General features: G+C 65.2%; 9 protein-coding genes. 3 read left to right on the forward strand and 6 right to left on the reverse strand.

Features of this window, described 5'->3' with window-relative positions; all coding sequences use genetic code 11:
• Positions 1–243: 243 nt before the first annotated feature.
• Both oadA and G9C89_RS11040 read right to left on the reverse strand, forming a co-directional pair.
• Positions 244–2,067, reverse strand: coding sequence for a sodium-extruding oxaloacetate decarboxylase subunit alpha (oadA, locus tag G9C89_RS11035; RefSeq protein ID WP_172147940.1), 1,824 nt, complete (start codon positions 2,065–2,067; stop codon positions 244–246).
• 13 nt (positions 2,068–2,080) lie between these two features.
• Complete coding sequence (locus tag G9C89_RS11040) at positions 2,081–3,496, reverse strand: acetyl-CoA carboxylase biotin carboxylase subunit (protein WP_172147941.1); 1,416 nt, start codon at positions 3,494–3,496, stop codon at positions 2,081–2,083.
• 176 nt (positions 3,497–3,672) lie between these two features.
• Here G9C89_RS11040 and G9C89_RS11045 point away from each other — a divergent pair, with 176 nt between their 5' ends.
• Positions 3,673–4,635: a LysR family transcriptional regulator gene (locus G9C89_RS11045; protein ID WP_172147942.1), complete on the forward strand. Its 963-nt coding sequence runs from the start codon at positions 3,673–3,675 to the stop codon at positions 4,633–4,635.
• On the opposite strand, the gene G9C89_RS11050 is transcribed toward G9C89_RS11045, so the two are convergent.
• Both G9C89_RS11050 and hexR read right to left on the reverse strand, forming a co-directional pair.
• On the reverse strand, positions 4,577–4,801 hold the full coding sequence (locus tag G9C89_RS11050; protein WP_172147943.1) for a PA3496 family putative envelope integrity protein: 225 nt from the start codon (positions 4,799–4,801) through the stop codon (positions 4,577–4,579). The two genes, G9C89_RS11045 and G9C89_RS11050, sit on opposite strands and share 59 nt — an antisense overlap.
• A gap of 191 nt (positions 4,802–4,992) precedes the next feature.
• Positions 4,993–5,859: a transcriptional regulator HexR gene (hexR, locus tag G9C89_RS11055; RefSeq protein ID WP_172147944.1), complete on the reverse strand. Its 867-nt coding sequence runs from the start codon at positions 5,857–5,859 to the stop codon at positions 4,993–4,995.
• A gap of 113 nt (positions 5,860–5,972) precedes the next feature.
• Between hexR and zwf the strand changes: the two genes are divergently transcribed.
• On the forward strand, positions 5,973–7,460 hold the full coding sequence (gene zwf, locus G9C89_RS11060) for a glucose-6-phosphate dehydrogenase (RefSeq protein WP_172147945.1): 1,488 nt from the start codon (positions 5,973–5,975) through the stop codon (positions 7,458–7,460).
• An 88-nt stretch (positions 7,461–7,548) separates the two neighbouring features.
• Here the strand turns inward: zwf and G9C89_RS11065 are convergent, their stop codons facing one another.
• Positions 7,549–7,932, reverse strand: coding sequence for a c-type cytochrome (locus tag G9C89_RS11065; RefSeq protein WP_172147946.1), 384 nt, complete (start codon positions 7,930–7,932; stop codon positions 7,549–7,551).
• A 225-nt stretch (positions 7,933–8,157) separates the two neighbouring features.
• Positions 8,158–11,034, reverse strand: a complete 2,877-nt coding sequence (locus tag G9C89_RS11070) for a putative bifunctional diguanylate cyclase/phosphodiesterase (protein ID WP_172147947.1) — start codon at positions 11,032–11,034, stop codon at positions 8,158–8,160.
• A gap of 231 nt (positions 11,035–11,265) precedes the next feature.
• Here G9C89_RS11070 and uvrD point away from each other — a divergent pair, with 231 nt between their 5' ends.
• The gene (gene uvrD / locus G9C89_RS11075) at positions 11,266–13,455 is read left to right on the forward strand and encodes a DNA helicase II (protein WP_172147948.1); all 2,190 of its coding nucleotides are present in this window, start codon (positions 11,266–11,268) and stop codon (positions 13,453–13,455) included.
• Positions 13,456–13,527: the final 72 nt, after the last annotated feature.

Here is a 13,527-nt window from a genome sequence, read left to right on the forward strand (position 1 = left end):
GTCAGGACGCCGCCAGCGTCACCTATATCATCGAGCGGAATAAAGGGTTATGTCCCAACAGCAGGTTGTGCTGAACCCCGCCGCTCTGCCGCCCCCTCGGTTAAGAAGAAACAACATGTGGGACATAACCAAAAAGGGGGATGGGTGCGCCTCGGCAATCCGGGACCAACGTCCATCCACGTAATAAAAAAGAGCCCCGAAAATCTGCTCAAATGCCTGTTCAACCAGCCCGGGGCTCCGAGGTTAACCTTCGATTTCGATCAGCACTTCGCCCGGATTGACCCGATCGCCCTTGGCTACATGCACCACCTTCACCGTACCGGCGATGGGCGCCTGGACTTCGGTTTCCATCTTCATCGCTTCGGTGATCAGCACGGCCTGGCCGGTCTTGACCACGTCGCCTTCCTGCACCAGCACCTCGACGATATTGCCCGGCATGCTGGTGCTGACGTCGCCCGCTGCGCTGGCCTGCTTGCGCTTGTTGCCGCTGGCGGCGACGAACTGATTGAGCGGCTCGAACACCACCTCCTCCGGCATGCCATCGAGGGACAGGTAGAAGTGGCGCTTGCCGTCGGTCTTGACGCCGACCCCGGTGATGTCGACGCGGTAGCTTTCGCCGTGCACGTCGATGATGAACTCGGTCGGTACGCCCTCGCCCCCGGCCGATGCCACGGCACCGGCATCGGGAATCGGCAGCAGCACCTCCGGCTTGAGGGTGCCGTCGGCACGCTCCTCGAGGAACTTGCGGCCGATGTCGGGGAACATGGCGTAGGTCAGCACATCCTCTTCGGACTTGGCCAGCAGGCTGATTTCCTCGCGCAGCTTGGCCATTTCCGGCTTGATCAGGTCGGCCGGGCGCCCCTCGATCACCTCCTCGCTGCCGATCGCCTGCTTGCGCAGTTGCTCGTCGATCTTGCCCGGCGCCTTGCCGTAGCGGCCTTGCAGGTAGAGCTTGACCTCGTTGGTGATGGTCTTGTAACGCTCACCGGCGAGCACGTTGAACACCGCCTGGGTACCGACGATCTGCGAGGTCGGCGTCACCAGCGGCGGGAAACCGAGGTCTGCGCGCACCCGCGGAATCTCGGCGAACACGTCGTTGATACGGTGCAGGGCGCCCTGCTCCTTGAGCTGGTTGGCCAGGTTGGACATCATCCCGCCTGGTACCTGGTTGACCTGTACGCGGGTATCGACGGCGGTGAACTCGCTCTCGAACTGGTGGTATTTCTTGCGCACGGCATAGAAGTACAGACCGATCTCCTGCAGCAGTTCCAGGTCCAGGCCGGTGTCATATTCGCTGCCGCGCAGGGCCGCGACCATCGACTCGGTGCCGGCATGGCTGGTGCCCCAGGCGAAGCTGGAGATGGCGGTGTCGATATGGCTGGCGCCGTTCTCGATCGCCTTCATCTGGCACATCGAGGCCAGGCCGGCGGTGTCGTGGCAGTGGATGAAGACCGGCAGACCCTGCTCGGCCTTGAGTGCCTTGACCAGCTCGCCGGTGGCATAGGGCGTCAGCAGGCCGGCCATGTCCTTGATCGCCACCGAGTCGCAGCCCATGGCTTCCATCTGCCTGGCTTGTTCAACGAAAGCCTCGACCGTATGCACCGGGCTGGTGGTGTAGGCGATGGTGCCCTGGGCGTGCTTGCCGGCGGCCTTGACCGCCTCGATGGCCACGCGCAGGTTACGCACATCGTTCATCGCGTCGAAGATGCGGAACACGTCGATGCCGTTGACCGCCGCCTTGGCGACGAAGGCGCGCACCACGTCGTCGCTGTAGTGGCGATAGCCGAGCAGGTTCTGGCCGCGCAGGAGCATCTGCAGGCGGGTGTTGGGCAGCGCGGCCTTGAGCTGGCGCAGGCGCTCCCACGGGTCTTCCTTGAGGAAGCGCACGCAGGCGTCGAAGGTGGCGCCACCCCAGACTTCCAGGGACCAGTAGCCGACCTGATCGAGCTTGGGGCAGATCGGCAGCATGTCTTCGGTGCGCATGCGCGTGGCGATCAGCGACTGGTGGGCGTCGCGCAGGATGGTGTCGGTAACGTAGATGCTTTTGGAATTAAACGGCTTGGACATGACTGGATTCCCCTTACAGGCCGGCGTGGGCGGCGATAGCCGTGGCAATCGCCAGGGCCAGGTGCGATGGGTTGCGCTTGATCGAGTACTCGGTCAGCTCTGGATGGGCCTCAACGAAACTGGTGTTGAACTGGCCGCTGCGGAACTCCGGGTTACGCAGGATTTCCTGGTAATAGGCGGCGGTGGTCTTCACCCCCTGCACACGCATGTCGTCCAGCGCGCGCAGGCCGCGGTCCAGCGCCTCTTCCCAGGTCAGCGCCCAGACGATCAGCTTCAGGCACATGGAGTCGTAATACGGCGGAATGGTGTAGCCGGTGTAGATCGCCGTGTCGGTGCGCACACCGGGGCCGCCGGGGGCGTAGTAGCGGGTGATCTTGCCGAAGCTGGGGAGGAAGTTGTTCTTCGGGTCCTCGGCGTTGATGCGGAACTGCAGGGCGAAGCCGCGATGGATGATGTCCTCCTGCTTGACCGACAGCGGCAGGCCGGAGGCGATGCGGATCTGCTCGCGGACGATATCGATGCCGGTGATTTCCTCGGTGATGGTGTGTTCCACCTGCACCCGGGTGTTCATCTCCATGAAGTACACCTCGCCCTCGGCCAGGAGGAACTCCACGGTACCGGCATTCTCGTAGCCCACCGCCTGCGCCGCGCGCACCGCCAGGTCGCCGATATAGGCGCGCTGCTCGGGGGTGAGCTGCGGGCTGGGGGCGATCTCGATCAGTTTCTGGTTGCGCCGCTGGATCGAGCAGTCGCGCTCGAACAGGTGCACCACGTTGCCGAAGCTGTCGCCGAGAATCTGCGCCTCGATGTGCTTGGGGTTGACGATGCACTTCTCGAGGAAGACTTCCGCCGAGCCGAAGGCCTTGGTCGCCTCGGAAATCACCCGCGGAAACGCCTGCTCCAGTTCTTCCCGCGAGTTGCAGCGGCGAATCCCGCGGCCGCCGCCACCGCTGGTGGCCTTGAGCATCACCGGATAACCGATGCGCTCGCCTTCGGCCAGGGCCTCGGCGATGTCGGCGACGTTGCCCTCGGTGCCCGGGGTAACCGGCACGCCGGCCTTGATCATGCTGCGCCGCGCCTCGGTCTTGTCGCCCATGCGGCGGATCACCTCGGCAGACGGACCGATGAACTTGATCCCGCGCTCGGCGCAGATCTCCGCCAGTTCGGCGTTCTCCGAGAGGAAGCCGTAGCCCGGATGCAGCGCATCGCAGCCGGTTTCCACCGCCAGGTTGACCAGCTTGCGCGGGTTGAGGTAGCCGGCCAGCGGCTCATCGCCGATGCAGTGGGCCTCGTCGGCACGCTTCACATGCAGGGCATGGCGGTCGGCTTCTGAATAGACGGCCACCGAGCGAACGCCCATCTCGGCGCAGGCGCGCACGATACGGACGGCAATCTCGCCGCGGTTGGCAATCAGGATTTTCTTGATCACGCGTGCTTCCTCGACCCAGGGGACAGACAGATAGTCGTCAGTGGCGACCACCCGTTCACCCTACGCCCGCGCGGTTGATAACCAAAATCAATAATTATTTGCTTGGCTATAAGCCATAGCTTATACACTCAGCCGAACGACCCGCCGCAAGACCACCCGACCGAACGAGGTATCCCGTGCGCAAATCCTTGATGCGCATCACCCTGCGCCAACTTCAGGTGTTCCGTTCGGTGTGCCAGCAGCGCTCCTACAGCCGCGCCGCCGAAGACATGGCGCTGACCCAGCCGGCGGTCAGCCTGCAGATCCGCCAGCTGGAAGAGCTACTCGGTCAACCGCTGTTCGATTACATCGGCAAGAAGCTCTACCTGACCGACGCCGCCGAAGCCCTGCAGCGGGCCAGCGCGGATATTTTCGGCCGCCTGGAAAGCCTCGACATGCAACTGGGCGACCTGCAGGGCTCGCTGCAGGGCCAGCTGAGCCTGGCCGTCGAATCCAGCGCGAAGTACTTCACACCCCACCTGTTCGCCGCTTTTCGCCGCCACTACCCGGAAGTCAGCTTGCAGCTGGTGGTCACCAACCATACCCAGGCACTCAAGCGCCTGAGCGCCAATCGCGATGACTTGCTGATCATGTCGCAGGTGCCGACGGACCTGAATCTGGAGTTTCTGCCGTTCCTCAATAACCCGATCGTCGCGGTGGCGCCAGCGACGCACCCGCTATGCAGCCAGGGGCCACTGACTCTGCAAGACCTCACGGCCTGGCCGCTACTGGTGCGTGAACGCGGCTCGGGCACCCGCCAGGCGGGCGAGGAATATTGCCACCAGAAACGCGCGCACTTCGCCCAGACCCTGGAACTCGGCTCGACCGAAAGTCAGCTCGAAGGGGTGCTCGCCGACCTCGGCCTGGCCCTGTTGCCACGCCACGCCGTGCGCCGCGAACTGGCCTGCGGCGCACTGCGCGAATTGCCGGTGGCGGAACTGCCCTTGCTGCGCAGCTGGTGCCTGGTGCACCCGCGCGGCAAATACCTGTCGCCGGTGGCCCAGGCGTTTTTCGCTTTCGTGCGCGATCAGCGCAGCCAGATCAACGCCCTGGCTGAGCGCTTCGCCGAGCCGGCGCCTGAACAGCGGCCAGGTAGTTAGCCGCGATCAGCTCCGGGTAATCGGCCAATTGCTGTTGCAACTGCCGCCGCTCGGCGTAGCTCTCGATGGCGCGGCGGTATTCCATGCGCCGCTGATCGAGCAGCTTGCGCCGATTCTTTGCATCGTTGCTGACGTGCGACTGCGCTTCATCCGAATAACGAGGCATCTCAGGTCTCCCAGGCTGAATAACGGGAGTTACAGGATCGGCCCGGGATGTGACGCTTTGGGGGCAAGGCGATGAAGTTGCGATGACCCCGACGAGCGGCGCTGTGAGCCGGGCCGCCGCAGCCCGGTCAAGCGCGGTGCCATCGGGGAAGCCCGGTCCATGGCGACAGGCGCTACGGGGCTGCGCGGCGGCTAGTCCTCGTGCAGCTTCACCGACTTGGGCGACAGGCGCAGGCTGCGCAAGCTGCGCTTGACGCTCTTCAGGTGATTGACTAGGGCCGGGCCGCGGGCCATGGCCACGCCCATGGCCAGCACGTCGATCACCACCAGGTGGGCGATGCGCGAGGTCAGCGGGGTGTAGATCTCGGTGTCTTCCTGCACGTCGATGGCCAGGTTGACCGTGGCCAAGTCGGCCAGCGGGGTCTGGCTCGGACACAGGGTGATCAGGGTCGCGCCGGTTTCACGCACCAGGTTGGCGGTGATCAGCAGGTCCTTGGAGCGCCCGGACTGGGAGATGCAGATGGCCACATCGGTGGGTTTGAGGGTCACCGCCGACATCGCCTGCATGTGCGGATCGGAATAGGCGGCGGCCGTCAGCAGCAGGCGGAAGAACTTGTGCTGGGCATCCGCCGCCACTGCACCGGAGGCGCCGAAGCCGTAGAACTCCACACGCTGGGCCTGGGCGCAGGCGGCGATGGCGCGCTGCAAGGCCTGCGGGTCGAGTTTCTCGCGCACCTCGATCAGGGTGTGCAGGGTGGTGTCGAAGATCTTCAGGCTGAAGTCGGCCACCGAGTCGTCTTCATGGATGGCGAACTGGCCGAAGCTGGCGCCGGCGGCCAGGCTCTGCGCCAGCTTCAGCTTGAGGTCCTGGAAACCGCTGCAGCCGATGGCGCGGCAGAAGCGCACGATGGTCGGCTCGCTGATGCCGACGCTGTGCGCCAGGTCGGCCATGGAGCTGTGCATCACCGCAGCCGGGTCGAGCAGCACGTGGTCGGCCACCTTGAGTTCCGACTTGCGTAACAGATGACGCGACTGGGCGATGTGCTGCAACAAATTCACGGGCATGGGCTCAGGCTGAAAGATGACGAATAGGCCGTGCTCCCCTCATCCGAGGGACGACTCGGTTATGATCGGGACACGCCGGGGGTGTAGTGACTTTGTAGTTATACTACATGGCCAACGCCCCCGCACGGCTAAACCGAGTCGGAGTTCCCGCTTTGAGCATTCCCTGTGACATGCTGGTCTTTGGCGGTACGGGCGACCTGGCCCTGCACAAGCTGCTGCCAGCGCTCTACCACCTGCACCGCGTCGGCCGGCTGCACGCCGACATGCGCATCCTCGCCCTGGCGCGCAGCCCGCATAGCCGCGCCGCCTACCAGGCCCTCGCCGAACGCCGCTGCCGTGCCCAGGTGGCGCGCGCCGACTTCGACAACGACACCTGGCAGAGCTTCGCCGCGCGTCTCGACTATTTCGCCATGGACGCCAGCCAGGGCGCCGATTTCGGCCGCCTGGCCAAGCACCTGGGTGCCGCCGGCGAGCGCGTGCGGGTGTACTACCTGGCCACCGCGCCCGACCTGTTCGAAGACATCGCCTCGCACCTGCAGATCGCCGGCCTGGCCGGGCCACACGCGCGCATCGTGCTGGAGAAACCGATCGGCCACTCGCTGCCGTCGGCGCAGGCGATCAACGCGGCGATCGGTGCGGTGTTCGACGAGTCGCGGGTATTTCGCATCGACCACTACCTGGGCAAGGAAACCGTGCAGAACCTGATGGCGCTGCGCTTCGCCAACGCCCTGTTCGAGCCGGTGTGGCGCGCCGGGCATATCGATCACGTGCAGATCAGCGTGTGCGAGACCCTCGGCGTGGAGAACCGCGGCGCCTACTACGACAATGCCGGCGCCATGCGCGATATGATCCAGAACCACCTGCTGCAACTGCTGTGCCTGGTGGCCATGGAGGCGCCGGTACGCTTCGACGCCGAATCGGTGCGCAACGAGAAGCTCAAGGTGCTCGAGGCGCTCAAGCCCATCTCCGGCCTCGACGTGCGCGACAAGACCGTGCGCGGCCAATATGCCGCCGGCAAGATCGGCGGGCAGGAGGTGCCGGCCTACTACTTCGAGAAGAATGTCGACAACGACAGCGATACCGAGACCTTCGTCGCCCTTCAGGTGGAGATCGAGAACTGGCGCTGGGCCGGTGTGCCCTTCTACCTGCGCACCGGCAAGCGCCTGGCCCGCAAGACCTCGGAAATCCTTATCCAGTTCAAGCCGGTGCCGCACCAGCTGTTCGGCGACGGCGAGGCCAATCGCCTGCTGATCCGCCTGCAGCCGGAAGAGTGCATCAGCCTGCAACTGATGGCCAAGCACCCCGGCAAGGGCATGCACCTGGAACCGGTGGAGCTGGACCTCAACCTGGCCCAGGCGTTTCGCCAGAAACGCCGCTGGGACGCCTACGAGCGCCTGCTGCTGGACGTGATCGAAGGCGACTCGACGCTGTTCATGCGCCGCGACGAAGTCGAGGCCGCCTGGAGCTGGATCGACCCGATCATCAATGGATGGCAGCAGCACCACCAGAGCCCGCGGCCTTACCCGGCCGGCAGCAGCGGGCCGGAGCAGGCCAACCTGCTGCTGGAGCTGGCGGGACGCAAGTGGATGGAGTGAATGCGCAGACGGCGCCGACCCAGCGGGCAGGCGCCGTGCGAGAGAGAGGCGGGTTACGCCGTTGTGCGGGAATCCAGCGGCTGCCGGCTTACTTCAATGAGCGCAGGAAGCTGATCAGGTAATCCTGTTCGGCTGGATCGCTGATGGCGACGTGACGCATGCGGGTGCCCGGCACCAACGCCTCGTTGTCGGTAATCCACTTGCGCAGGTTGTCTTCGGTCCAGGTGATCCCCGAGGCCTGCATGGCTTTGGAGTAAGCAAACCGGGGCACGGAAGCCGCCGGGCGACCGACCACACCGAACAGGCTGGGGCCGAAGGCGTTCTCGCTGGTATCCAGTGAATGGCACGCTGCGCAGTGGTGCGCAAACAACTGATGCCCAGCGGCCTCCATGGCCTTCTCATCGGCCTGAACGGACGGGACAACCGCCAGTGCACTGCTTAACGCTAAAGACGCTAGCAAGATCGTTTTCATTGCATATTCCCTCAAAATGGCTCGGCAAAAACAGTATATTTTGCAAGGTTAATCGCCGGCTCTTGTACAAAAGCAGCAATTGCATGGCACCAAAGTACTTTTCTGCAGGGCGCCGGGAGCGGTGCGCAGGCGAGCTGAGCCGATTGCGCAAGGGGCAGCCGGCTAGGGGGATTAGCGGGGTCGCGCGTCAGCTACAGCAGCCAATCGGCTGGCTCCCGGGCCGCCTCAGCGGGCGTCGGCCTGATCGCGCAGCAACTGGGCGAATTGCTCCGCCGGCACCGGCTTGCTGATCAGGTAGCCCTGGATTTCGTCGCACTGGTGGGCCTTGAGGAAATCCATCTGCGCCTGGGTTTCCACGCCCTCGGCGACCACCTTCAACTCCAGGCTGTGGGCCATGACGATGATCGCCCTGGTAATCGCCGCATCCTCGCCGCCGAGCGCCAGGTCGCGGATGAAGGTCTGATCGATCTTCACGTAGTCCACCGGGAAGCGCTTGAGGTAGCTGAGCGAGGAGTAGCCGGTGCCGAAGTCGTCGATCGCCAGCTTGACCCCCAGATCGCGCAGCTGCTGGAAGGTGGTGATGACGCTTTCGACGTTGTCGAGCAACTGGCTCTCGGTCAATTCCAGCTCGAGGAACTGCGGCGCCAGGCCGGTTTCGTCGAGCACCTGGCGCACCAGGCTGGTCAGCTTGCCCTGGCGCAACTGATGCACCGACAGGTTCACCGACACGCGGATCTGCGCCAGGCCCTGCTGCTGCCAGTCCCGTGCCTGCTGACAGGCGCGGCGCAGGACGAATTCGCCGATCGGCGCGATCAGCCCGGTTTCCTCGGCCAGGCCGATGAAATCCCCCGGCGGCACCAGCCCCCGCTCCGGATGGCGCCAGCGCACCAGCGCCTCGGCAGCGTTGAGGCTGTCGTCGGCCAGGCACAGCTTGGGCTGGTAGAACACCTCCAGCTGATTCTCGTCGATCGCCTTGCGCAACTGGGTCTCCAGTTGCAGGCGTTCCAGGGTGCAGGCCTGCAGGTTATCGGTGTAGAACTGGAAGGTGTTGCCGCCCAGGTGCTTGGCATGCTGCATGGCCATATCGGCCTGGCTGACCAGGGTCGAGATCTCCCGCGCGTTGTCCGGCAGCAGGCTGATGCCCAGGGAGGCGCTGACCACCAGCTCCTGACCGCCGACGGTCATCGGCAGGCGCAACTTGGCCAGCAGGCGGCTGGCCATGCGCGCCAGGGTCGAGAGGCTGCCGTAGGAATCGAGCAACACGGCAAACTCGTCGCCGGACAAGCGCGCAATGGTGTCGGCCTCGGGCATTGCCTGACTCAGGCGGCGGCTCATCTGCCGCAGCAATTGGTCGGCCACTTCATGGCCGAGGCTGTCGTTGAGCCACTTGAAACGATCCAGGTCGACGTGCAGCAGGGCCAGGCTGCGCCCGCTCTGCCGCGAACGCTGACTGGCCTCGTGCAGGCGCTCGCGGAACAGGCTGCGGTTGGCCAGGCCGGTCAGCTCGTCGTAGTGCGACAGGTAGCGCAGACGCTCCTCGGCCTCGCGCCGCGACGACAGGTCGGCGAAGAAGCCGACGATATGGCTGACCAGCCCCCGCGCATCGCGCACCACGTTGAGTTGCAGCAGTTGCGGGTAGAGTTCGCCGTTCTTGCGCGTCTCGATCAGTTCGCCCTGCCAGCGGTCGCCGCGCTCCAGCTCCAGACGGATCAGCTGGTATTGGTGGCGGGTGTCGCGGCTGCTGATCAGGCTGGCGACGCTCTTGCCCAGCACGTCTTCCTGGCGATAGCCGGTGACCTGGCTGAACGCCTGGTTGACCGCCAGCAGGCGGTAATCCGGGTCGAGAATGACGATGCCTTCGCTGGCCGCCTCGAACACCGTGGCGGCCAGGCGCTGCTGTTCTTCCTGCTGCTTGCGCGCGGTGATGGTGCGCCGCGTACCGAGCATGCGCAGGACCCGGCCCTGGGCGTCGCGCTCCACGGCGCGGCCGCGGTCCTCGACCCAGACCCAGTGGCCATCGGCGTGCTTGACCCGGTATTCGATCTGATAGCCGTCGCTGCGGCCCTTCATGTGCTCGACCAGGGTGCGGCGCAGCAACGGCAGGTCGTCCGGGTGCAGGCGCGGCTTGAGGTCGCGCAGCATGGCCTGCACCGCCTCGGGCTCGAGGCCGAAGATTTCCTTGAGCTGCGAGTGATGCACTTCATCGCTTTGCAGGTTCCAGTCCCACAAGCCCAACTCGCTGGCCTCCAGGGCCAGGGCCAGGCGCGCCTCGCTCTTGCTCAGGGCGTGGGTGGCATCGTCCAGCTCCAGGGTGCGCTCGGCCACGCGCATTTCCAGCTCGGCATGGGCGGTGCGCAGCTCGCCTTCGGCCCAGCGGCGTTGCTCGACCTCGCGGGCCAGCTCGCCATTGAGCGTCTCGGCCTGCTGCCGGGCATGCTCCAGGCGGCCGATCAACGCCTGATTCTGGAAGCGCTGCAACAGGCTGCGCTGCAGCAGGCGGTTGACCTGCCAGGCCACCACCAGCAGGGTCAGCAGCAGGATGCCGCCAAGCATGCCCCAGCCACGCTGCAGGCTGTGTTCGCTGAGCAGCAGATAGGCCACCGACGGCAGCAGGCAGGGCAAGGCGAAGGTCAGGAACGCCGACAGGCTGACGGCATAGGCCACGCTGGCGGAAAGGATCGCCGCGGCGATCAGGCCGTAGACCAGGGCCTGCTGATAGAACACATCGGCCGGCACCAGGGCGATGGCGGCGAAGGCCAGGGTCAGACCGGAGGCGCCGGCGCCGAACAGGAAGTTGCGCCGCCAATGCGCGTGCACCTGGCGGCTCGGCTGGGCGCGATTGAAGGCGCTGACCTGGACCAGGCGCAGAACGGCCAGCAGCACCAGCCAGATCAGCCAGCCGGAGAGCAGAGCACGGCTCGGCGGCGCCCAGAGCAAAAAGGCGCAGGCCGCGCCATTGAGCAGCATGAATAGGGTCGGCACCCACGAGCCCTGATACAGCAGGCGGGTACGTTCGATGGCGATATCCGTGGCGAATTGCTGACGAATCTCGCGTGTAGTGTCCAGCGTCAGTTCGGCAGCGGCGCTAGCGGTCTGGGTCATAGGCTATTTTCTTGTAATGGGTGCCTAGGTCGGCGGAGCATACCCGAGCTAGACGCTTCGCCCAACAATCATCTGTGCAAATTTATCAACCCGACAGACCACTTTGCCTGGCCAGGATGACCTGCGACAACCACCCGGCAAGGTGACTTGCCGTTCGTCCACTGGCCGCCGTGCGGCGATGTGCCGCGCGCCCGGTTTGCCCTCGTTGCCGCCGCCCCCTAGAATGCCGCGATGCAAAATGACCCCGAACTCCTGATCGCCTCCCTCAACGATGCCCAACGCCAGGCCGTCACGGCTCGCCTGGGCCGGCAACTGGTGCTGGCCGGCGCCGGCTCCGGCAAGACCCGGGTGCTGGTGCACCGTATCGCCTGGCTGATCCAGCTGGAAAACGCCTCGCCGCACAGCGTCCTGTCGGTGACCTTCACCAACAAGGCCGCCGCCGAGATGCGCGCGCGCATCGAACAGATGCTCGGCGTCAATCCGGCCGGCATGTGGGTCGGCACCTTCCACGGCCTGGCGCATCGATTGTTGCGCGCGCACTGGCAGGAAGCCGGTCTGGCGGAAAACTTCCAGATCCTCGATTCCGACGACCAGCAGCGCCTGGTCAAGCGGGTGATCCGCGAGCTGGGCCTGGACGAGCAGCGCTGGCCGGCCAAGCAGGCGCAATGGTTCATCAACGGGCAGAAGGATGAAGGCCTGCGCCCGCAGCATATCCAGCCCGGCGGCGACCTGTTCCTCGCCACCATGCTGAAGATCTACGAGGCCTATGAAGCGGCCTGCGCCCGCGCCGGGGTGATCGACTTCTCCGAACTGCTGCTGCGCGCCCTCGATCTATGGCGCGACAAGCCGGGCCTGCTCGAGCATTACCAGCGGCGCTTCCGGCATATCCTGGTCGACGAGTTCCAGGACACCAACGCCGTGCAGTACGCCTGGCTGCGCCTGCTGGCCAGGGGCGGCGACAGCCTGATGGTAGTGGGCGACGACGATCAGTCGATCTACGGCTGGCGCGGGGCCAAGATCGAGAATATCCACCAGTACAGCCGCGACTTCCCGGACGCCGAAACCATCCGCCTGGAGCAGAACTACCGCTCCAGCGCCGGCATCCTCAAGGCGGCCAACGCGCTGATCGCCAACAACCAGGGGCGCCTGGGCAAGGAACTCTGGACCGAAGACGGCGACGGCGAGCCCATCAGCCTGTACGCGGCGTTCAACGAGCACGACGAGGCCCGCTACGTGGTCGAGTCGATCGAGGACGCCCTGCGCAAGGACGGCCTCAAGCGCAGCGAGATCGCCATCCTCTACCGCTCCAACGCCCAGTCGCGGGTGCTCGAAGAAGCCCTGCTGCGCGAGAAGATCCCCTACCGCATCTACGGCGGCCAGCGCTTCTTCGAGCGCGCCGAAATCAAGAACGCCATGGCCTATCTGCGCCTGCTCGACGGCCGCGGCAACGATGCGGCGCTGGAGCGGGTGATCAACGTGCCGGCACGCGGCATCGGCGAGAAGAGCGTCGAGACGATCCGCGCCTATGCCCGCGAGCATGATGTGGCGATGTGGGAGGCGATCCGCCTGATGCTTGCCAACAAGGCCCTGCCGGGCCGCGCCGCGGGTGCCCTGGCCGGCTTCGTCGAGTTGATCGACAACCTCGCCGCCAAGGTGCTGAGCATGCCGCTGCACCTGATGACCCAGACGGTCATCGAGCAGAGCGGGCTGATCGCCTACCACCAGGCCGAGAAAGGCGAGAAGGCCCAGGCCCGGGTGGAAAACCTGGAGGAACTGGTCAGCGCCGCGCGCGCCTTCGACAACGACGAAGACGACGAGTTGAGCCCGCTGCAGGCCTTCCTCGGCCATGCCTCGCTGGAGGCCGGCGACACCCAGGCCGCGGAAAACGAAGACAGCATCCAGTTGATGACCCTGCACAGCTCGAAGGGCCTGGAGTTTCCCCAGGTGTTCCTGGTCGGCATGGAAGAAGGCCTGTTCCCGCACAAGATGAGCCTGGAAGAACCCGGCCGCCTGGAGGAGGAGCGGCGCCTGGCCTATGTCGGCATCACCCGCGCCATGCAGAAACTGGTGATCAGTTACGCCGAAGTCCGCCGCTTGTATGGCAATGAAACGCGCAACTCGATCTCGCGCTTCGTCCGCGAGATTCCAGCGCAGCTGATCCAGGAAGTGCGCCTGTCCAATAGCGTCAGCCGGCCCTTCACCGCGAACAGCCGCAGCATGAGCGGCAGCAGCATGTTCGCCGGCAGCGCCGTGCCGGACACCGCGTTCAGCCTCGGCCAGCGGGTGCAGCATGCGCTGTTCGGCGAGGGCACCATCCTCAACTTCGAGGGCTCCGGCGCCCAGGCACGGGTGCAGGTGAATTTCGAAGGCGAAGGCAGCAAATGGCTGATGCTCAGCTACGCCAAGTTGAACGCGCTGTAACCACCGATACGACGGTCCGTAGCCCGGATGCAATCCGGGCTGCGGGATTAACCCAAAACAACAAGGAAGCCC

Source organism: Pseudomonas tumuqii, assembly GCF_013184545.1.
Classification (GTDB): domain Bacteria; phylum Pseudomonadota; class Gammaproteobacteria; order Pseudomonadales; family Pseudomonadaceae; genus Aquipseudomonas; species Aquipseudomonas tumuqii.

Excerpts from the sequence above, each read along its gene's own strand:
- oadA (WP_172147940.1), bottom strand. The coding sequence starts at position 2,067 with ATGTCCAAGCCGTTTAATTCCAAAAGCATCTACGTTACCGACACCATC.
- G9C89_RS11050 (WP_172147943.1), bottom strand. The coding sequence starts at position 4,801 with ATGCCTCGTTATTCGGATGAAGCGCAGTCGCACGTCAGCAACGATGCA.
- zwf (WP_172147945.1), top strand. The coding sequence starts at position 5,973 with ATGGCCAACGCCCCCGCACGGCTAAACCGAGTCGGAGTTCCCGCTTTG.
- G9C89_RS11065 (WP_172147946.1), bottom strand. The coding sequence starts at position 7,932 with ATGAAAACGATCTTGCTAGCGTCTTTAGCGTTAAGCAGTGCACTGGCG.
- G9C89_RS11070 (WP_172147947.1), bottom strand. The coding sequence starts at position 11,034 with ATGACCCAGACCGCTAGCGCCGCTGCCGAACTGACGCTGGACACTACA.
- uvrD (WP_172147948.1), top strand. The coding sequence starts at position 11,266 with ATGCAAAATGACCCCGAACTCCTGATCGCCTCCCTCAACGATGCCCAA.